General features: G+C 72.1%; 15 protein-coding genes. 8 read left to right on the top strand and 7 right to left on the bottom strand.

Features of this window, described 5'->3' with window-relative positions:
• Positions 1 to 946 (bottom strand): phosphatase PAP2 family protein (locus tag ACFWN1_RS02820; protein ID WP_384357463.1); only part of this gene is annotated, 946 nt, incomplete at its 3' end.
• Between the two features lie 239 nt (positions 947 to 1185).
• Positions 1186 to 2370, bottom strand: a complete 1185-nt coding sequence (locus ACFWN1_RS02815) for a glycosyltransferase family 39 protein (protein WP_384357461.1) — start codon at positions 2368 to 2370, stop codon at positions 1186 to 1188.
• Positions 2371 to 2625: 255 nt separating this feature from the next.
• Here ACFWN1_RS02815 and ACFWN1_RS02810 point away from each other — a divergent pair, with 255 nt between their 5' ends.
• Both ACFWN1_RS02810 and ACFWN1_RS02805 read left to right on the top strand, forming a co-directional pair.
• A complete protein-coding gene (locus ACFWN1_RS02810) occupies positions 2626 to 4287 on the top strand; it encodes an MFS transporter (RefSeq protein WP_384357459.1) in 1662 nt (553 codons plus the stop codon).
• A gap of 112 nt (positions 4288 to 4399) precedes the next feature.
• Positions 4400 to 5590, top strand: coding sequence for an acyl-CoA dehydrogenase family protein (locus tag ACFWN1_RS02805; protein WP_384357457.1), 1191 nt, complete (start codon positions 4400 to 4402; stop codon positions 5588 to 5590).
• 35 nt (positions 5591 to 5625) lie between these two features.
• On the opposite strand, the gene ACFWN1_RS02800 is transcribed toward ACFWN1_RS02805, so the two are convergent.
• A complete protein-coding gene (locus tag ACFWN1_RS02800; protein ID WP_384357455.1) occupies positions 5626 to 6063 on the bottom strand; it encodes a cell division protein SepF in 438 nt (145 codons plus the stop codon).
• Between the two features lie 650 nt (positions 6064 to 6713).
• Between ACFWN1_RS02800 and ACFWN1_RS02795 the strand changes: the two genes are divergently transcribed.
• The 4 genes from ACFWN1_RS02795 (at position 6714) to ACFWN1_RS02780 (ending at position 13210) form a co-directional block, all read left to right on the top strand.
• A complete protein-coding gene (locus ACFWN1_RS02795) occupies positions 6714 to 10151 on the top strand; it encodes a DNA polymerase III subunit alpha (protein ID WP_384357453.1) in 3438 nt (1145 codons plus the stop codon).
• A complete protein-coding gene (locus ACFWN1_RS02790; protein WP_384357451.1) occupies positions 10148 to 11128 on the top strand; it encodes a hypothetical protein in 981 nt (326 codons plus the stop codon). Before ACFWN1_RS02795 ends, ACFWN1_RS02790 begins: the two co-directional genes overlap by 4 nt.
• 225 nt (positions 11129 to 11353) lie before the next feature.
• Positions 11354 to 12208 (top strand): esterase/lipase family protein, encoded by an 855-nt coding sequence (locus ACFWN1_RS02785; RefSeq protein ID WP_384357449.1) that lies wholly within the window; start codon positions 11354 to 11356, stop codon positions 12206 to 12208.
• A 381-nt stretch (positions 12209 to 12589) separates the two neighbouring features.
• Positions 12590 to 13210 carry a class I SAM-dependent methyltransferase gene (locus ACFWN1_RS02780; protein ID WP_384357447.1) on the top strand — a complete coding sequence of 207 codons (621 nt, stop codon included), beginning with the start codon at positions 12590 to 12592 and terminating at the stop codon, positions 13208 to 13210.
• A gap of 15 nt (positions 13211 to 13225) precedes the next feature.
• Here the strand turns inward: ACFWN1_RS02780 and ACFWN1_RS02775 are convergent, their stop codons facing one another.
• Together ACFWN1_RS02775 and ACFWN1_RS02770 are read right to left on the bottom strand one after the other, a co-directional pair.
• Positions 13226 to 13723 carry a DUF402 domain-containing protein gene (locus ACFWN1_RS02775; protein ID WP_384357445.1) on the bottom strand — a complete coding sequence of 166 codons (498 nt, stop codon included), beginning with the start codon at positions 13721 to 13723 and terminating at the stop codon, positions 13226 to 13228.
• Positions 13704 to 14633, bottom strand: coding sequence for a GNAT family N-acetyltransferase (locus ACFWN1_RS02770; RefSeq protein WP_384357443.1), 930 nt, complete (start codon positions 14631 to 14633; stop codon positions 13704 to 13706). The genes ACFWN1_RS02775 and ACFWN1_RS02770 overlap by 20 nt, the downstream gene beginning before the upstream one ends.
• Positions 14634 to 14768: 135 nt before the next feature.
• Here ACFWN1_RS02770 and ACFWN1_RS02765 point away from each other — a divergent pair, with 135 nt between their 5' ends.
• A complete protein-coding gene (locus ACFWN1_RS02765; protein WP_384357441.1) occupies positions 14769 to 15140 on the top strand; it encodes a GntR family transcriptional regulator in 372 nt (123 codons plus the stop codon).
• Between the two features lie 10 nt (positions 15141 to 15150).
• Here the strand turns inward: ACFWN1_RS02765 and ACFWN1_RS02760 are convergent, their stop codons facing one another.
• Both ACFWN1_RS02760 and ACFWN1_RS02755 read right to left on the bottom strand, forming a co-directional pair.
• Positions 15151 to 15921, bottom strand: a complete 771-nt coding sequence (locus ACFWN1_RS02760; RefSeq protein ID WP_384357439.1) for a DUF72 domain-containing protein — start codon at positions 15919 to 15921, stop codon at positions 15151 to 15153.
• Positions 15922 to 15984: 63 nt separating this feature from the next.
• A complete protein-coding gene (locus ACFWN1_RS02755) occupies positions 15985 to 17103 on the bottom strand; it encodes a DUF5925 domain-containing protein (protein ID WP_384357437.1) in 1119 nt (372 codons plus the stop codon).
• A 110-nt stretch (positions 17104 to 17213) separates the two neighbouring features.
• Between ACFWN1_RS02755 and ACFWN1_RS02750 the strand changes: the two genes are divergently transcribed.
• Positions 17214 to 18629, top strand: coding sequence for a xylan 1,4-beta-xylosidase (locus ACFWN1_RS02750; protein ID WP_384357435.1), 1416 nt, complete (start codon positions 17214 to 17216; stop codon positions 18627 to 18629).
• The last annotated feature ends 15 nt before the right edge of the window (positions 18630 to 18644 follow it).

Raw genomic sequence — 18644 nt, 5'->3', positions numbered from 1 at the left:
CCGCGGGGACCGGGGAGCGCTCGGAGCGGGCAGAGTGCGGGCCCGGCGCCAGCACGATCGGGGGCCGGGCCCCGCGCGAGGAGCCGACCGGCTCCCGCGCCGGTACGGCCGCCTCGGCGGACTTGGCCAGCGGGTGGAGCGCCACCGGGGCGAGCGGCGCGGCCGGGGCCGGTACGCGGCGCCGCCAGCGGGCGCGCAACCGGTCCCGCAGCGCGAACAGCGCGTTCTCGACCCGGGAGATCAGCGGCTCGAACCAGGGCAGGGCCAGCAGGATCAGCAGCCCGGCGGCCCAGCCCAGCAGCACGTCGCTCAGCCAGTGCGTACCGAGGTAGACGGTGGTGAGGCCGACGCCGAGCGAGGTGACGGCGGAGAGCGCGGACAGCCAGCGGCGCGCTCTCGGCGTGGAGGCCAGATAGGCCAGGATGCCCCAGGTCACGACCGCGTTGGCGGTGTGACCCGAGGGGAATATGTCTCCGCCCAGACCCATCTCGTTCGAGCCGATCACGGTGGCGTAGTGCGGGCCGAGCCGGCCCATGCCGAGCTTGGCGGCGCCGACCGTGATGTTCAGCAGCAGCAGCGAGGCGGCCAGGGTCAGCAGTGGACGGACCGTGTGCTGCCGCCAGGAGCGCCAGCCGAGCCAGGCCGCGACCATCACCGCGGTGGGGCCGCGCTGGCCGAGCACCACGTAGTAGTCGAGGAAGGCGTGGATCTCCGGCCACTGCTGGTACGGCCGGAAGAACATGACCTGCCAGTCCAGCCGGACCAGCCAGGACGTGGTGATCACGGCCCACACGATCGCCAGGTAGAAGGCCAGGGTCGAGGAGAACAGCACGGCCCGGTGCCGCGACATCCGCGGCACGTCGATATGGGCCGGTCGTTCCGGCTCACGGTCCAGCCTGGTGAACACCCGGTCCAGACGCCGGGTGAGGTTTCGTTCGGTGCGCACCCAATCGACGTTACAGCGAGTGAGGTGTGTTCCCGGTCAGTACTGGGGCTTTGTGATGACGATGTGATGTGGGAAAGGTCTCAGGAGCCGCCTTTAATTCCTGAACATCGGCAATATCGCCCGAGCCGCCCCCCGCAATTTCCCCGAACGTGCCGGGCGCGGTTTTATGGCGCTTTTAAATTGGTTCACCGAAAGGTGGCCTCGTATTCGCCGGGCGCTCACCCGGCCCGCCGGGCCGGTCAGGGCGGGCCGGAGCCGTTCAGCCACAGGGCGCCGTAGACCGCCGCAAGGGCCGCGAGCGCCGAGGTGAGCAGCGCCGCGCGGGCCGGACGCGCCCGTGCCAGGGCGCGGGCCGGCGGAAAGAGCAGCGGGAAGGCGGGGATGAGCAGCCGGGGCTTGGAGCCGAAGTAGCCCGACGCGCACAGGGCCAGCGCCAGGACGACCCCGCTGTACACCAGCAGCGCGAGCGGCTGCCGCTGGCGCACCCCGGCCGCGTACAGCCGGATCAGCAGGGCGACGCCGACGATCAGGGCGACGCCCGCGAGGACCGAGGGGAACCCCGTGAGCATCCGGGCGACGAAGCGCGCGAAGGCGTACCCGCCGTCGAACCCGTTGCGCCACCCGGCCTGTACGTCGAAATAGCCGAGCGGGCCGTTCCCGGTGCGGTGGCCCACCCACAGCACATGGGCCGCCGCGCCCAGCGGAGCCAGCGCCGAGCCCAGCACCCGCCGCCACGCGGGGGCGCGCGGGGCGAGGAGTGCGCCGGGCGGACCCTCCGCGCTCCCGGTTCGCCCGGACGAGGCAAGGGCCGCGACCCACAACGCGGCCACCACCGCCGCCCCCACCGGCCGGGTCAGCCCGGCGAGGGAGGCCAGCAGCCCCGCCGTCACCCAGCGCTCCGACAGCACCGCGAACAGCGACCAGGCGGCCAGCGCGGTGAACAGGGACTCGCTGTACGCCATCGACTGCACGATCCCGACCGGCAGCACCGCCCACAGCAGCACCGCGCACATCCCGGCCCGCGCCCCGTACAGCCGGTCCGCCACCGCGAAGATCCCGCCCGCCGCCGCGAGCGAGGCCGACGCGGAGACCACGAGGCCCGCGTCCGCGTACGACAGCGGGGTCAGCGCGTGCAGCAGTCGCTCCAGCCAGGGGAGCAGCGGGAAGAACGCCAGGTCGGAGTGGACGTCACCGTTCGGCAGCCGGACCTCGTGGCCGTAGCCCGCCCCGGCGACCCGGGCGTACCAGAGGGAGTCCCAGCGGGCGGAGAGCAGCTTGTGCGCGGACGTGCCGCGCGCGGCGCTCCACCCGGCCAGCACGGCCAGCCCCAGGGCGCGGACCGCCACGTACCCCAGAAGCGCCCCGAGGGCCCGGCGGGGCGGGGAGGTCCCGGGCGGGGCCGCCCGCGTCGCTGTCTCGGTCACGGGCCGATTATCGACGGCCGCGCGGACCACCCCTCATCCACCGGCGACCCCAGGTGACGAGGTGGCGTACGCCACACGGATCGGGCGCGACCATGAGAGGTCCGCCATGTGACCTGGGCGTGAACTCGCGTACGCTGACGAGCCACCCGCGTGGGTCCGAGCGGGCCGGAGACACCGCTCCTCTCCGGCTCACCGGCGCGAAGACCCCGTCCCGCCGACCCGGCGCACGCGAGGATTCTTCTGGGAGGTACGTACATGTCCGGGACGACCACGGCCGCTGTCCGGCCGTCCCGTGAGGCGTCCGGGGCCGGTACCAACCGCTGGATCGTCCTCGTCGTCCTCTGTGTCAGCCTGCTGCTCGTCGGCCTCGACGCCACCGTGCTGCATGTGGCGGTCCCCGCCGTCACCGAGGACCTCAGGCCCAGCGGTGTCGAACTGCTCTGGATCGTCGACGTCTACCCCCTGGTCTGCGCCTCGCTGCTGATCCTCTTCGGCACACTGGGCGACCGGGTCGGACGCAGACGCGTCCTGCTGCTCGGCTACGCCCTGTTCGGCCTGGCCTCGGCGCTGGCCGCGCTCGCCCACAACGGCGAGACGCTGATCATGGCCCGCGCGCTGCTCGGCGTCGGCGGCGCCATGATCATGCCCGCCACGCTCTCCATCCTGCGCCAGGTCTTCCCCGACCGGCGCGAACGGGCGCTCGCCATCGGCATCTGGAGCGCGGTCGCCGCCGTCGGCGCGGCCGTCGGCCCGCTGCTCGGCGGGTTCCTGCTGGAGCACTTCTGGTGGGGCTCCGTCTTCCTGGTCAACATCCCGCTGATGCTGGTGAGCCTGCCCATCGGCCGGATGCTGCTGCCCGAGTCCCGTGGCGCGTGCGACGGCCCCTGGGACGTCGTCAGCGCTCTCATGGCGGCGGGCGGTCTGTTCGGCGTCGTGCTCGGCGTGAAACGGCTCGGCGGCGGCCAGGACATGACCGGCCCGCTGACCCTGGTACCGCTCCTGGTCGGGGCGACCCTCCTCGTCCTCTTCGTACGGCGCCAGTCCCGCCGTGCCCACCCGCTGGTCGACCTCAGCATGTTCCGGCGGCCCGCGTTCAGCACTTCGGTGGGCTGCATCGTGCTCGCCATGCTGGCCCTGGTCGGCCTGGAGCTGATCGCCGCGCAGTATCTCCAGCTGGTGCTGGGCCTCTCTCCGCTCCAGACCGGGCTGCGTCTGCTGCCACTGACCGTCGCCGCGATGGCGGCCGGCCTCGCGGGCGCCCGGGTGCTGCGCTCCCTCGGGCCGCGCCGGATGGTCTGCGCCGGGTTCGTGATCACCGCCGTCGCCGTCGTCCTGCTCACCGCGATGGGCGGCCACGACAACACCTCGCTGCTGCTCAGCGGCTTCGTCCTGCTCGGCTTCGGCCTGGAGACGACCCTCTTCGGGGCGTACGAGTCCATGCTCAGCGAGGCACCGGCCGACCGGGCCGGCGGCGCCGCCGCCATCGGCGAGACCTCCTACCAACTGGGCGCCGGCATCGGCATCGCCCTGCTCGGCAGCGTGATGAACGCGGCCTACGCACCCGCCCTCAGCTCCGTGCCCGGCGTCCCCGCGTCCGCCTCGTCTGCGGCGGGCCGCTCGCTGGGCGAGGCGTACGAGGTGGCCGCACGGCTCGGCGGGCCCGCCGGGGCCGCGCTGCGTCACGCCGCCCGCGACTCCTTCGTGCACGGACTGCATGTGACACTGCTGGTCAGCGCCGGTCTGCTGCTGCTCGGCGCGCTGATGGCGCTGCGGCTGCCCAAGGTCATGAACTGCGCACCGGAGGAGACCGAGGTGCCGGTGTCCGCGTCGCAGCCTGCGGGGCAGCGCCCCGTACCGCTCGCCAAGGGCGAGCTGCCCGCGCCCAGGGCGGCCGGGAAACCCGCGGTCTCCGCCTGACCTCCGGCGCGGTCGCTCTGGACGTGCGGCGCGCTCGGCCGTAACGTCGGCCGTGCATCGTAACTAGCGCTGCTAGTTTTACAGAGCCGCAGAGTGCCGGAGGGTGTTCCCCATGTCAGCGTCCCCGAAGCCGCCCGCGTTCGACCCCGCCGACCCGCTCGGTCTCGACGACCTGCTCGACCCCGAGGATCTCGCCGTCCGCGACACCGTCCGCTCCTGGGCGGCCGACCGCGTGCTGCCGTACGTGGCCGACTGGTACGAGCGGGGCGAGCTGCCCGGCATCCGGGAGCTGGCCCGCGAACTCGGCTCGATCGGCGCCCTCGGCATGTCCCTCGACGGGTACGGCTGCGCCGGCGCGTCGTCCGTGCAGTACGGCCTGGCCTGCCTGGAGCTGGAGGCCGCCGACTCCGGCATCCGCTCCCTGGTCTCGGTGCAGGGCTCGCTCGCCATGTACGCGATCCACCGGTACGGCAGCGAGGAGCAGAAGACCGAGTGGCTGCCCCGCATGGCCGCCGGTGAGGTGATCGGCTGCTTCGGGCTCACCGAGCCCGACCACGGCTCCGACCCGGCCGGCATGCGCACCTTCGCCAGGCGGGACGGCGAGGACTGGGTGCTCAGCGGGCGCAAGATGTGGATCACCAACGGCTCGGTCGCCGGGGTCGCGGTGGTCTGGGCGCGTACCGAGGACGGCATCCGGGGTTTCGTGGTCCCCGCCGGCAGCCCCGGATTCTCCGCGCCGGAGATCAAGCACAAGTGGTCGCTGCGGGCCTCGGTCACCAGCGAACTGGTGCTGGACGACGTACGCCTGCCCGCCGGCGCGGTGCTGCCGGAGGTCACCGGCCTGCGCGGGCCGCTCGGCTGTCTCTCGCACGCCCGGTACGGCATCGTCTGGGGCTCGATGGGTGCCGCCCGCAGCAGCTTCGAGGCCGCCCTCGACTACGCGCGGACGCGGGAGCAGTTCGGGCGGCCCATCGGGGGCTTCCAGCTGACCCAGGCGAAGCTCGCCGACATGGCGGTCGAGCTGCACAAGGGGATTCTGCTCGCCCATCATCTGGGACGGCGGATGGACGCCGGGCGGCTGCGGCCCGAGCAGATCAGTTTCGGCAAGCTGAACAACGTCCGCGAGGCCATCGAGATCTGCCGGACGGCGCGGACGATCCTCGGTGCCAACGGGATCTCCCTCGAATATCCCGTGATGCGGCACGCGACCAACCTGGAGTCGGTGCTCACCTACGAGGGCACCGTCGAGATGCACCAGCTGGTGCTGGGCAAGGCGCTCACCGGGCTCGACGCCTTCCGGTGAGCCCCCTGGGGGCGGGGCCGGTGCGCGGCCCCGCCTCAGCTCTGGTTGAAGAAGCCGTCCTTCCGGCGGCCCGCCGGTTCACCGTTGACGATCTCGGTGTGGGCGGGCGTCAGCAGGAAGACCCGCGTCGCCACCCGCTCGATGGTGCCCCGCAGCCCGAAGGTGAGTCCGGCCGCGAAGTCGACCACGCGCTTGGCGTCGGCGCCCTCCATCGCCGTGAGGTTCATGATGACCGGGACGCCGTCCCGGAACAGTTCGCCGATGGCGCGGGCGTCCCGGAAGCTGTCCGGGGTGACCGTGCCGATCCGGCGGCCCTTGTCCTCGGCCGTGTCCGCGGCCACCTTCACCCGCGGGTCGGTGACCCAGGCGTCAGCGGACTCCGTGCCCTCGGAGTAGTCGTCGTCGTAGTAACGCTCGTCATCGTTGTCGTCGACGAGGCCGAGCCACGCACTCGCCTTGCGTACCGATCCCATGGACGCCTCCTCTCACAGCGGTCTTGCTCGTTCTTCGCGTACCTATGGTCATCCATGATGCGGACGACGCGCCAAGTGGATAGACGCCGCGCGGGGGGTTTGTGACGGTACTGGTGCACGACTGATCCGTCGAGAGCCCTTGTGCCCCAAGGGCCGCGACTCATACGGCTGCTGACTGGGAGTGAAATATGATTTGTCCCGGCGTACGGGTGATGTGTGGTGTGTCCGGGTGACCGGAGGAGTTCTGGAGACGTCCAGAGCGCGGCTTGTGGGGCGATTGTCAGTTTTTGCGACATGACGAAACGTCAGGGTGGATTAGGCCCCCGGTCGTTGCGCCTGGGGCGGTGACGGGCCGCGCGCCGGCGGGGTCGGAGTGTGCGTCCCGGGGCGGGGCCGCGCCCGGGTTGTGTCCGTCCTCGGGCCGGCGACTTTTGATTCTCTCGCCGTCCGGGTCGGTGTCCGCCGGCCGCTGTCGGCGGACACCCCCGACACGCCCCCTCCGCGCCGCCCTCGACTGTCCCGCCGTGGCGCTTCCCGGCTGTTTTCGCAGGTGAGGGGCTCGGTCTCGCTTATCGTACGTGCGTTCGATAGTGGGGGTATGGTGGTGTGGAACGGGTGTTCGATTGGCTTGACTGGTGGGAGGTGCTGGCGTGACGTTCGCGCATCTGCGGGTCGTCTCCGGGTTCTCCCTGCGGTACGGGGCCTCGCATCCGGAGCGGCTGGCCTCCCGTGCCTCCGAGCGGGGCATGGATGTGCTCGCCCTCACCGACCGGGACTCCCTCGCCGGGGCCGTCCGGTTCGCCAAGGCTTGTGCGGGGAGTGGGGTGCGGCCCGTTTTCGGGGTCGATCTCGGGGTTGGTCCTCGGGATGCGGCTGGGAGTGCTGGGGGGCGGGTCCGGGCTCCTGTGCGGGGCGGGGTCTTTGTCGATGAGTCGGCTCCCCGGGTGACCTTTCTGGCTCGCGACGGGGCTCTGGGGTGGGCCGAGCTGTGTCGGATGGTCACTGCCGCGTGGGCGGGTGGGGGTGCTCGGCCGCTGCTGCCCCGGGAGGCGCTTCGGGGGGAGGGCGTGGTCGTGCTGCTCGGGCCTGACTCCGATGTGGGGCGGGCGCTGGCCGCCGGGCGGCCTGATCGGGCCGCCCGGTTGCTGGGGTCCTGGCGGGAGGTCTTCGGCGACGCCGCTCTACGGCTCGAGGTGGTCTGGCACGGGGTGGACGGTACGGGGGCCGGGTCGCTGCGGCTTGCCGCTCGTGCTCTCGGGTTCGCCGTGGAGCAAGGGGTGCGGCCGGTGCTCAGCAATGCCGTGCGGTATGCCGATCCCGGACAGGGGCGCGTCGCCGATGTGCTGGATGCCGCTCGGCGGCTCGTCCCCATCGATCCGCGGAAGGGGCTCGACTCCGGTGAAGCCTGGTTGAAGGGGGCGGGGGAGATGCTGGCCGTCGCCGAGCGGGTGGTGGCTGCCGCCGGGTATGCGCCGGGGGTGGCGGTGCGGCTGGTGGAGCAGACCTTGAGTACGGCCGCGGAGTGTGTCGTCGATCCTGAGGACGATCTCGGGATCGGGAGCGTCCGGTTTCCTGAGGGGCGGCTGGTGGGGGCCGGGTGGCGGGGGGCTCAGCGGACGCTTGCTTCGCGTGCCGTCGCGGGGATGGTGCGGCTCGGATATTCCGGGCGGCGGGAATACTGGGAGCGGATGCATGAGGAACTGGAGATCATTGGGCATCATGGTTACTCCTCTTATTTTTTGACCGTTGCTCAGGTTGTCGACGATGTGCGGGGAATGGGAATCCGGGTTGCCGCTCGGGGGTCCGGGGCCGGTTCTCTGGTGAATCATCTGCTGGGGATCGCCCATGCTGATCCGGTGGCGCATGGGTTGCTCATGGAGCGTTTCCTGTCGCGGGAGCGGGTAGCGCTTCCCGATATCGATGTGGATGTGGAGTCCGCCCGGCGGATCGAGGTCTATCGGGCTATTATCGGGCGGTTCGGGGGTGAGCGGGTCGCCACCGTTTCCATGCCGGAGACCTATCGGGTTCGGCATGCCATTCGGGATGTGGGGGCCGCTCTTTCGATGGACCCGGCCGAGATCGACCGGGTGGCCAAGGCTTTTCCGCATGTCCGGGCCCGGGACGCCCGGGTCGCGCTCGCCGAGTTGCCCGAATTGAAGGGGCTCGCCGGGGAGCAGGAGCGGTACGGGGTGCTGTGGGAGCTGGTGGAGGCGCTGGACGCCCTGCCGCGTGGGGTCGCCATGCACCCCTGCGGGGTCCTGCTGTCCGACTCCTCGCTGCTCCGTCGTACTCCCGTGGTTCCCACCAGCGGGGAAGGGCTGCCCATGTCGCAGTTCGACAAGGAGGACGTGGAGGATCTCGGGCTGCTCAAGCTCGATGTGCTCGGGGTGCGGATGCAGTCGGCCATGGCGCATGCCGTCGCCGAGGTGGAGCGGGCTTCGGGGGAGCGGGTCGATCTGGACGCTCTGCCCGAGGGGGATGCCGATACCTATCGGCTTGTTCAGTCGACCGAGACGCTCGGGTGCTTCCAGATCGAATCGCCCGGCCAGCGGGACCTGGTCGGGCGGCTTCAGCCTGATTGTTTCGGGGATCTGGTGGTTGATATCTCGTTGTTCCGGCCCGGTCCTGTCGCTGCTGACATGGTGCGGCCCTTCATCGAGGCCAGGCACGGGCGGGCGCCTGTGCGGTATCCGCATCCGGATCTTGAGCCGGTGTTGCGGGAAACGTATGGTGTGGTCGTTTTTCACGAGCAGATCATCGACATTCTTGTGGTCATGACCGGGTGCGGGCGTGGCGAGGCCGATTATGCCCGCCGGCTGCTTTCGGACTCCGAGGCTCAGGGGCGGGTCCGGGTGTGGTTCGCGCAGCGGGCGGGGGAGCGTGGTTATGACGCCGATACGGTGCGGCGGACCTGGGGAATTGTCGAGGCTTTCGGGTCGTACGGCTTCTGCAAGGCGCATGCTGTTGCCTTTGCTGTGCCTACTTATCAGTCCGCGTGGCTCAAGGCGCATCACCCTGCCGCTTTTTATGCCGGGCTGCTCACCCATGATCCCGGGATGTATCCCAAGCGGTTGCTGCTGGCGGATGCCCGGCGGCACGGGGTGCCGGTCCTGCCGTTGGACGTGAATGTGTCCGGGCTCGCTCATAAAATCGAACTGGTGTCTGGTTCAGGGGTGTGGGGGGTGCGGCTCGCCCTTGCCGATGTACATGGGATCAGCGAGGCGGAGGCCGCCCGGATCGCCGAGGGGCAGCCGTACGCCTCTCTGCTGGACTTCTGGGAGCGGGGGCGGCCGGGGCGGCCGCTCGCACAACGGCTGGCCCAGGTCGGGGCGCTGGATGCCTTCGGGGCCAACCGGCGTGATCTTCAGTTGCATCTGGCCGAGTTGCACCGGGGGTCCCGGGGCGGGCGCGGGGACCAGCTTCCGCTGGGGGGCGGGCGGCGGACCGCTCCCGCCGGGCTGCCCGATCTGTCGGACGCCGAGCGGCTCAGTGCGGAGCTGGGTGTGCTGTCCATGGACGCCTCCCGTCATCTGATGGACGACCATCAGGGTTTTCTGGAGGAGCTGGGCGTGGTGTCCGCCCGGCGGCTGCGTGCGGCCCGGCATGGAGAGACCGTGCTGGTCGCGGGGGCCAAGGCGGCCACCCAGACGCCGCCCATCCGGTCCGGCCGGCGGGTCATCTTCAGCACGCTGGACGACGGGACCGGGCTGGTCGACCTGGCCTTCTTCGACGACTCCCACGACGCCTGCGCGCACACCGTCTTCCATTCCTGGCTGCTGCTGGTGCGGGGAGTGGTCCAGCGGCGCGGGCCGCGCAGTCTGAGCGTGGTCGGGTCGGTCGCCTGGAACCTCGCCGAACTGGCCGAACTGCGCGCCGAGGGCGGGCTGGAGCGGGTCGCGGCACGGCTGGCGGAGCCTGTGCCGGAGGGGGAGGCCGTGGCGGACGGCGTGGGGCGGCGGATTCGCATGTCCACCGGGTTCCAGCTGCATCCCTGGGCCGATATGCGGCCGGCCGGCCAGGAGGTGTCCGAGCAGGCGCCGTCCGCCATGCGGAAGCTGTGGCACCAGAGTCCGGGGAGTGCGGGATGACCATCCTCTGTGTGCGTTTCCGGCGCCCCGGTGGCGGCGACGGTGAGCTTGAGCTGCCTGAACTGCTCGGGCTGCTGGAGGAGTTCAGTCCTGTGGTGGAGGGGCTGCCGCCCGATGGGGCACTGGTCGACCTGCGGGGGGCCGAGCGGTACTTCGGGCGGGGTGCGGTGGAGCTGGCCGCGCTGATCCGGGTGCGGGCGCTCGCCCGGTTCGGGGTCGACTGCGTGGCCGGGGCCGGGCCGGGGCCGATGCTGGCCCGGATGGCGCTGCGCGAGGCCCGGCCGGGTGCGGTGTGTGCCGTTCCCGAGGGGCCGGGCGCCGTCGCGGAGTTCCTTGCCGGGCTGCCCGTGGTCGCGCTGCCCGGTGTGGGCACGGCGACCGCCCGGACCCTGTGCGAGTACGGGCTGGACACCCTCGGGCGGGTCGCCGTCGCGCCGCCCGCCACGCTTCAGCGGCTGGTCGGGGCGAAGGTCGCCCGTGATGTGCGGGAGCGGGCGGGCGGGGTGGACCGGGGGCGGGTCGTGCCGAACGCCGTCTCCCGGTCGGTGGGGGCCGAGCGGTCCTTCGGCGTGGACGAGCTGGACCCCGGCCGGCACCGGCGGGCGCTGCTGGCCGATGCCGAGGAGCTGGGGGCGCGGCTGCGGGAGACGGAGCGGGTCTGCCGCTCCCTGACGCTCACCGTGCGCTACGCCGACCGCTCCACCACGGTGCGCGGACGCACCCTCGCCGAGCCGACCGCGCACTCGGCCGACCTCACCCGGGCGGCGTACGGCATGTACGAGGCGCTCGGGCTCCAGCGGGCGCGGGTGCGGGCGCTCGCCCTGCGGGCCGAGGGGCTGACCCCGGCCGGGGAGGCCGCGCACCAGCTCACCTTCGATCCCGTGGACGAGAAGGTCCGCCGGATCGAGGAGGTCGCCGACCTGGCGCGTGCCAAGTTCGGGCCCCGCGCGGTGATGCCCGGGACCCTCGCGGCCTGAGTTAGGCGTATTGGGGGAGTTTCTGGTGGGATTCGGCGGTCGTGAGCTGTCTCGTGACGGTTCATCGGTGTGCGGGGGCTTCTGAGGGCGGATGGAACTTTTACCGACGCGTAACTTCACAGTCGCACTACTCGTCCGTAACTTGACGAGTGAACAGCATCCCGTGATCCGGATCACAGGGTTAGGCCGTGCACCTTCTCCCTTGAGCCGCAAGGAGATCACACGATGCTGCCCTGGAAGCGAGCGCTCAGACCGCTCGCCGCGCTGCTCCTGGCCGCCGCGCTCGCCACCGTCCCCGCCGCCACCGCCCACGCCGTTCCCGGCAGCGGCTGGAACGACTACTCCTGCAAGCCCTCCGCAGCCCACCCGCGTCCCGTCGTCCTCGTCCACGGCACGCTCGGCAACTCCGTCACCAACTGGGTGTCGCTCGCCCCGTACCTCAAGGAGCGCGGCTACTGCGTCTTCTCCCTCGACTACGGGCAACTGCCCGGTGTCCCCGTCTTCCACGGGCTCGGGCCCATCGACAAGTCGGCCGAGCAGCTCTCCGCCTTCGTGGACAAGGTGCTCACCGCCACCGGCGCCGCCAAGGCCGACCTCGTCGGCCACTCCCAGGGCGGCATGATGCCCCGGTACTACCTGAAGTTCCTCGGCGGGGCCGCCAAGGTCGACGCGCTCGTCGGTATCGCCCCCAGCAACCACGGCACCGACCTGGACGGCCTCACCAGCCTGCTGCCCTACTTCCCCGGCGCCGAGAACCTGATCAAGTCCAGCACGCCCGCCCTCGCCGACCAGGTCACGGGCTCGGCCTTCATGACCAGGCTCAACGCGGGCGGCGACACCGTCCCCGGAGTGCGCTACACCGTCATCGCCACCAAGTACGACGAGGTCGTCACCCCCTGGCGCACCCAGTACCTGTCCGGCTCCGACGTCCGCAATGTACTCCTCCAGGACCTGTGCCCGCTCGACCTCTCCGAACACGTGGCGATCGGCATCTTCGACCGCATCGCCTACCACGAGGTCGCCAACGCCCTCGACCCGTCCCACGCCACGGCCACTTCCTGCGCGTCGGCGTTCGGCTGACGCGACTCGGGGCCCTGCCCGGCCTGAGCCGCCCGGCAGGGCCCCGTGATCGTGGGATGTTCCGGCGCGCGGCGCGGTGGGGGCCCGTCGCGCGCCGGCGCACCGAGAGGAACGGCGCGGCCGAACCGCTCGAACCGTGCGCGGACGCGGCGGCCGGCGCGGTCAGGGTGTGCCTGATCCCGTGGGGGGACGGTCAGAAAATAGCCCCGTACGGCGCCGGATTCGCCTGCTCCCGACCCCTTGAGCCGATTTTTATGGTCCGCTTAAGGCCGTGCTCAGACTGGGCTCAGGTCGCCCCCTCCTACGACCGCCTCAACCGCCGAAAGCCGCTGAGCCGCTGACGGGATCTCATTGTCAGTGGTGGATGGCACGCTCGTGTGTATGAACGACGCGAGCGCGAGTGAGTGGACCGCCGGGACGGACGTGGACTGGGACGCCCAGGCCGCCGTCTTCGACGACGAGCCGGATCACGGGCTGCGGGCGCCCGAGGTGCGGGCGGCGTGGGCCGGGCGGCTCCGCGGCTGGCTGCCCGGACCGCCCTCGGACATACTCGACCTGGGCTGCGGCACCGGCAGTCTGGCCCTCCTCGCCGCCGAGCAGGGGCACCGGGTGACGGGGGTCGACGCCTCCCCGGCCATGGTCGAGCGGGCCCGCGCCAAGCTCGCCGGGCGGGACGCGCGCGTGCTGTGCGGCGACGCGGCCGTGCCGCCGGTGCCGGAGCGGGGCCACGACGTGATCCTCGTCCGGCATGTGCTGTGGACGCTGCCCGAACCCGCCGAGGTGCTCCGCCACTGGCGTACCCTGCTGCGCCCCGGCGGACGGTTCGTGCTGGTCGAGGGCGTCTGGGGGAGCCTCTCCCCGGTCGGTATGCCCGTCGACGAGGTCACCGGGCTGCTGGCGCCCCTCGCCGGGCGGATACGGGTGGAGCCGCTGTCCGACGACCCCCTGCTGTGGGGCAAGCCCGTCACCGACGAGCGATACGCGGTACTGGCCGAGGTGTGAGGCGCGGACCGGGGCTCAGAGCAGCGCGGTGAGACCCTCCGCGCGGGCCAGCGCCTCCAGTTCGTCCAGCGCGGACCGGGCGGCGGACGCTGCCTCCGGGTCCCGTTCCGGCAGGCCGCTCGCGCTGAACTCGTCCTCGTCCAGGCGCAGTACGGTCCCACCGTCGCCGGAGACCCAGAGGTCCAGATCGAGGTCCTCCACGAGGAGTTCGGGGCCGGAGAGGACGGCGGGACGGGTGATGTCGCAGTACCAGCCCTTCAGGGTGCCGTCCTGGGCGCGGACCTCCTTCACCGCGTACCAGCGGTCCCGCCAGTAGTGCTCGGTGAACACGTCACCCGGCTCGAAGCGCACGAAGCCGAAATCGCGCACGCCCTCGCCCGCCCAGGGGGCCCGCACGGAGACACGGGTGCCGTCGTCCGCCAGCAGCACCGTCGGATAACGGATCTTCATACGGCCCGCCTTGACGAGGGTGATCTCCAACTGGAGTCCCCCATCACCCGAGTTCGCGGACATACCGCACCTCCGTGGCGCAGAACTCGTAGCCGAGCCACTTGTTGATGGCGATCATGGGGCCGTTGCCCGCGTCGTTCCCGGTGAACGCCTCGGTGAGGCCGGCCGCGCGGGACCGGTGGAGCGAGTGCAGCTTGGCGAGCTTCGCCAGGCCCCGGCCACGGTACGCGCGGGCGGTGCCGGTCATCGCGGTGACGTAGCGGGTGCCGCCGTCGGTGTAGGCCACGCTGAAGGCGACCGGGCGGCCCTCGGTCACCGCGACGACGGTCAGTTCGAGGTTCAGCAGCGGATGCTTCCAGGTCTCCGCCAGCCACGCCTCGTAGTCCGCGTAGGCGAGCGTGACCTCACCGGGCTCATCCGCCACCGCCTCCGCGTCCAGCTCGAACAGCGGACGCGGGTCCGCCGCGAAGTCGGCGGCCGTACGCAGCTCCACGCCGGGCGGGGTGTCCGGGAGCGGCGGGAGGGCGCTGTGCGCCAGGTCGAGCCGGAGGAAGCGGGCCGGGCGGCCGGGCCGGTAGCCGTGCCGTTCGGCGAACCGCACGTTCGCGGGCTCGTCCAGCACCCAGGAGTACAGCCGGGTGGCGCCCAGCGTGCCGAGATACTCCTCGGCGGCGGCGACCAGCAGCCGCCCCGCGCCCCGCCCGGTGCGGTCCGGGCGGACATGGACGTTGACGTACGCCTGCCCCGGTTCCGTGCTCTCGTGCGCCAGCGCCACCTGCGCCGTGCCGATCACCTCGCCGTCCTCCTCCGCGACCAGCGAGCGGAACCGGGCGTCCGGATGGCTGTGGAGCAGCACATGGCGGATCGAGTCGGGAGTGAAGAGGATGTAGGGCAGCGCCAGCTGCTTCACCCGGGCGAAGCCCTCGGTGTCGGCGACTACGTCGGGGCGCAGGTCGCGCACGAGTACGGTCATGTGCACGCACCGTACGGGCGGTGCCGCCGCCGTGCCTCTCATTTTCCAGCCCCCCGTCTCCGCCCACCCTCCGCCGCCCGTTTCCACCTCCCCGTCCACGCCTCCGCTTCCCGCCCGGTGCGGGAGAATCGGCCTGTGAGCCTGAAGATCCACATTGATGACAGCGCGCCGCCGTACGAGCAGGTCCGGGCGCAGATCTCCGAGCAGGCGCGGTCGGGCGCCCTCCCGGCCGGGTACCGGCTGCCCACCGTGCGCGGACTCGCGGAGTCCCTCGGCCTCGCCGTGAACACCGTCGCCAAGGCGTACCGGGCGCTGGAGGCGGACGGCGTGATCGAGACCCGGGGACGCAACGGCACGTTCGTGGCCGCCGCCGGTCCCGCCGCGACCCGAGAGGCGAGCACGGCCGCGCAGGCGTACGCGGAGCGCGCCCGGCGCCTCGGCCTGGACCACGACGAGGCGCTGGCCACCGTCCACGACGCGCTGCGCGCGGCCTACGGCACCGACTGAGGGCCGGCGCTCACCGCCGTGCCCACGGCTCCGGCGTCCGGGTCACCTCCAGCCCCGCCCGCCGTGCCAGGTTCCCGAACTCCGCCGCGTCCTTCACCGCCGCGCCCCCCGGGTCGTTGTTGAAGTAGGCGTACACGTCCTGCCCGTCCGGCCAGGCCGAGGAGACGCGCTCCACCCAGGACTCCAGCGCCTGGGTGCCGTAGCGCGGCCACGGCTTGGCCCGGCCCCGGTGGAAGCGGACGTACCCCCACTCGGCGGTGCGCCACAGCGGGCCGGCCGGGCGGCCCAGCTCGTCCGCCCAGCACAAGGCGGCCTTCCGGGCCTTGAGCACCCCGCGGGTCTTCGAGGTCCACCAGGAGTCGTGACGCGGCTCGACCACCACCCGCGTCCCGGCCGGGAAGCAGGCCAGACACGCGTCCAGCAGCGGCGGGTCCGCGCGCAGGGTCGGCGGGAGCTGGAGCAGGACGGGCCCCAGGTGGGGGCCCAGCCCCTCGGCGTGGCTCATCAGCCGGTGCACCGGCTCCTCGGGGTCCCGCATCCGCTTGATGTGGGTCAGATAGCGACTCGCCTTCACCGCCACCACGAAACCCTCGGGCAGCCGCTCCCGCCACGCCTCGAAGTTCTCGCGCGACGGCAGCCGGTAGAACGCGTTGTTCAGCTCCACCGTGGCGAACTGCTTCGCGTACTCCTCCAGCCACAGCCGCACCGGCACGCCCGCCGGGTACAGCACGTCCCGCCAGCTCCGGTACTGCCACCCCGACGTACCGACGAACAGGGTCATACCCCTATGAAAACATCCGGGCGCGGGCCGAACCCGGTCTGTCCGGTCCACACTCCGCCCGGTTCAGAGATACAGCCCCGCGTCCGCCCCGTCCCGCGCGCCCGGCACCGAGGTCGGCGTCGTGCCCCGGCGCAGCGCGTACAGTTCGGCCAGCGTCGAGCCCTCCCGGCCCAGCTCGCTCTCCAGCTCCGCCGCCTGGTCGCCGAGCCAGCTCACCGCCTCCGGGCGGGTCAGCGGGCCCACCTCGATCCGCGCCAGACAGCGGCCGGGCCGGACCACGGCCGGGTGCAGCCGCTCCAGGTCCTCGTTGGTGGTGACCCCCACCAGCACATTGCGGCCCTGGCCGAGCAGCCCGTCGGTCAGGTTCAGCAGCCGGGACAGCGCCTGGCCCGCGGTGTGCCGGGCCTCGCCCCTGATCAGCTCGTCGCAGTCCTCCAGCAGGAGCAGCCGCCAGCGGGCCTTGCCCGTGCCGTCCTCCTCGCCGATGGCGATGTCCATCAGATAGCCCACGTCGGAGAAGAGCCGCTCCGGGTCCAGTACGCAGTCCACCTGGCACCACTCGCGCCAGGACCGGGCCAGGGTGCGCAGCGCGGAGGTCTTGCCGGTGCCCGGCGGGCCGTGCAGCAGCAGGAGCCGGCCCGCGATGTCCTCCGGTGTGGTCTTCATCAGGCGGTCCATCGCCCCCGCCACCGGCGCCGTGTAGTTCGCGCGCACCTCCTCCCAGGTGCCGGCCGCGATCTGGCGGGTGGTGCGGTGCGGGCCGCGCCGGGGCGAGACGTACCAGAACCCCATCGTGACGTCGTCCGGCTGCGGGGCGGGCTCGTCGGCCGCGCCGTCGGTGGCCCGCCCGAGGACCTCCGTGGCCAGCTCGGCGGTGGTCGCGGTCACCGTGACGTCCGCGCCCCGGTTCCAGCGGGAGACCAGCAGGGTCCAGCCTTCGCCCTCCGCGAGGGTCGCGCTGCGGTCCTCGTCCCGGGCCACCCGCAGCACCCGGGCGCCGTCGGGCAGCAGGGTCGCCCCGGAACGGACCCGGTCGATGTTGGCCGCGTGCGCGTACGGCTGCTCACCCGTGGCGAAACGGCCCAGGAACAGCGCGTCGACGACGTCGGAGGGCGAGTCGGAGTCGTCGACGTTCAGCCGGATCGGCAGCGCGTCGTACGGGTTCCGCGGGTTCTGGGACATGCCGCCATGATCGGGCACCGGCGCACCGCGCGCACGGCAATTCCGCCGCTTGTCCCCAGGTGTTCCCAACTCGCGCCCGACGCCGGGATTCCACCGTTACTGTGAACCTGATGAGACGTCATCGGTGGTGTACGGGGGCACGGCGGTGGCGGCTGACCGCCCTGCTCGGCGTGGGCGTGACCGCGCTGGCCCTGCTGGTGACCCTGCTGAACACGCTCCCCGGGCGCGGCGCCGACATAAGCGGCACCTCCCGCGACGGCGCCCAGGCGCACGGCACGCCCGCCGCTCCCGCCGGGCCCGTCCGCCCCGAGGTGGGCTGGGGTTTCACCCACACCCAGTACAGCGCCGACCAGGGCGGCGGCAGCGACCGGGTGGCGCGGCTGCTGAAGGCGGACGGCGGGCTCCCGCAGGACCAGGCCGTCATGGGCTGGGGCGCCGACAACCCCGAACCGGTGAAGGGGCACTACGACTTCGGCGCCCTGGACCGCAGGGTCGACTTCATCCGTGCCTCCGGCGGCACCCCCGTGATCACCCTGTGCTGTGCCCCGGACTGGATGAAGGGCGGCCGGTCCGGCGTCGGCACCACCGACTGGAGCAAGGACTCGCTGGAGCGCGCGCCCGACCCGGCGCACTACCAGGACTTCGCCGACCTCGCCGGCACCGTCGCCCACCGCTACCCCGACGTACGGCACTTCGTCGTATGGAACGAGTTCAAGGGGTTCTGGAACGAAGGGGAGGGCCGCTGGGACTACGAGGGGTACACCAAGCTGTACAACCTGGTGCGGGCGGCGCTGAAGAAGGCCGACCCGGACAACCTCGTCGGGGGCCCCTACCTGCCCATGGACAGCGTCGACCCCCGCGCCGACCACGCCTCCGCCCAGGTGCGCGGGCCCTGGGGAGCCATGGACCAGCGCGTGCTGGACGCCTTCGACCACTGGAACGCCCACAAGTCCGGCGCCGACTTCGTCGTGGTCGACGGCTCCAGCTACACCGACGACGACGAGCTGCTCCCCGACGAGTTCGCCGCCACCGCCAAGTTCACGGCCGTGGGTGAGTGGGTGCGCGAGCGCACGCACGGCCTCCCGCTGTGGTGGGCCGAGTACTACGTGGAGCCCGCCGACTCCCAGGACCGCCGCGGGAGCTGGTCCGAGGACCGCCGGATCGCCGTGCACGCCGCCGGCCTGATTGCCATGGCCGAGGGCGGCGCCGGGTCCGGCTTCTACTGGAACCCGGAGAACAAGACCGGCGCCGACTGCCCCGGCTGCCTGTGGACCCCGGCCGGTGACACCGACGGCGGCCGGAAGCTGCCCATGTACGACCTGGTCTCCCGCTTCGGCCGGGCGTTCCCGCCCGGCACCCGGTACCAGAGGGTGTCCGTCGCCGCCGACGACCGGCCGAACCTCCGCGTCCTGGCGAGCCGGGACACCGTCCTGGTGGTGAACACCCTGGACCGCCCGGTCAGCGCCCGCGTAGACGGCAGACGGTTCGAGCTGCGCGGCTACGAGGTGAGGTGGCTCGACCGCTGAGCCGCTCCACCCCCA

Source organism: Streptomyces sp. NPDC058459 (assembly GCF_042721685.1).
Lineage (GTDB): Bacteria > Actinomycetota > Actinomycetes > Streptomycetales > Streptomycetaceae > Streptomyces.
The sequence above is the reverse complement of the archived record's forward strand: the minus strand, read 5'-3'. Positions and strand labels throughout refer to the sequence as shown.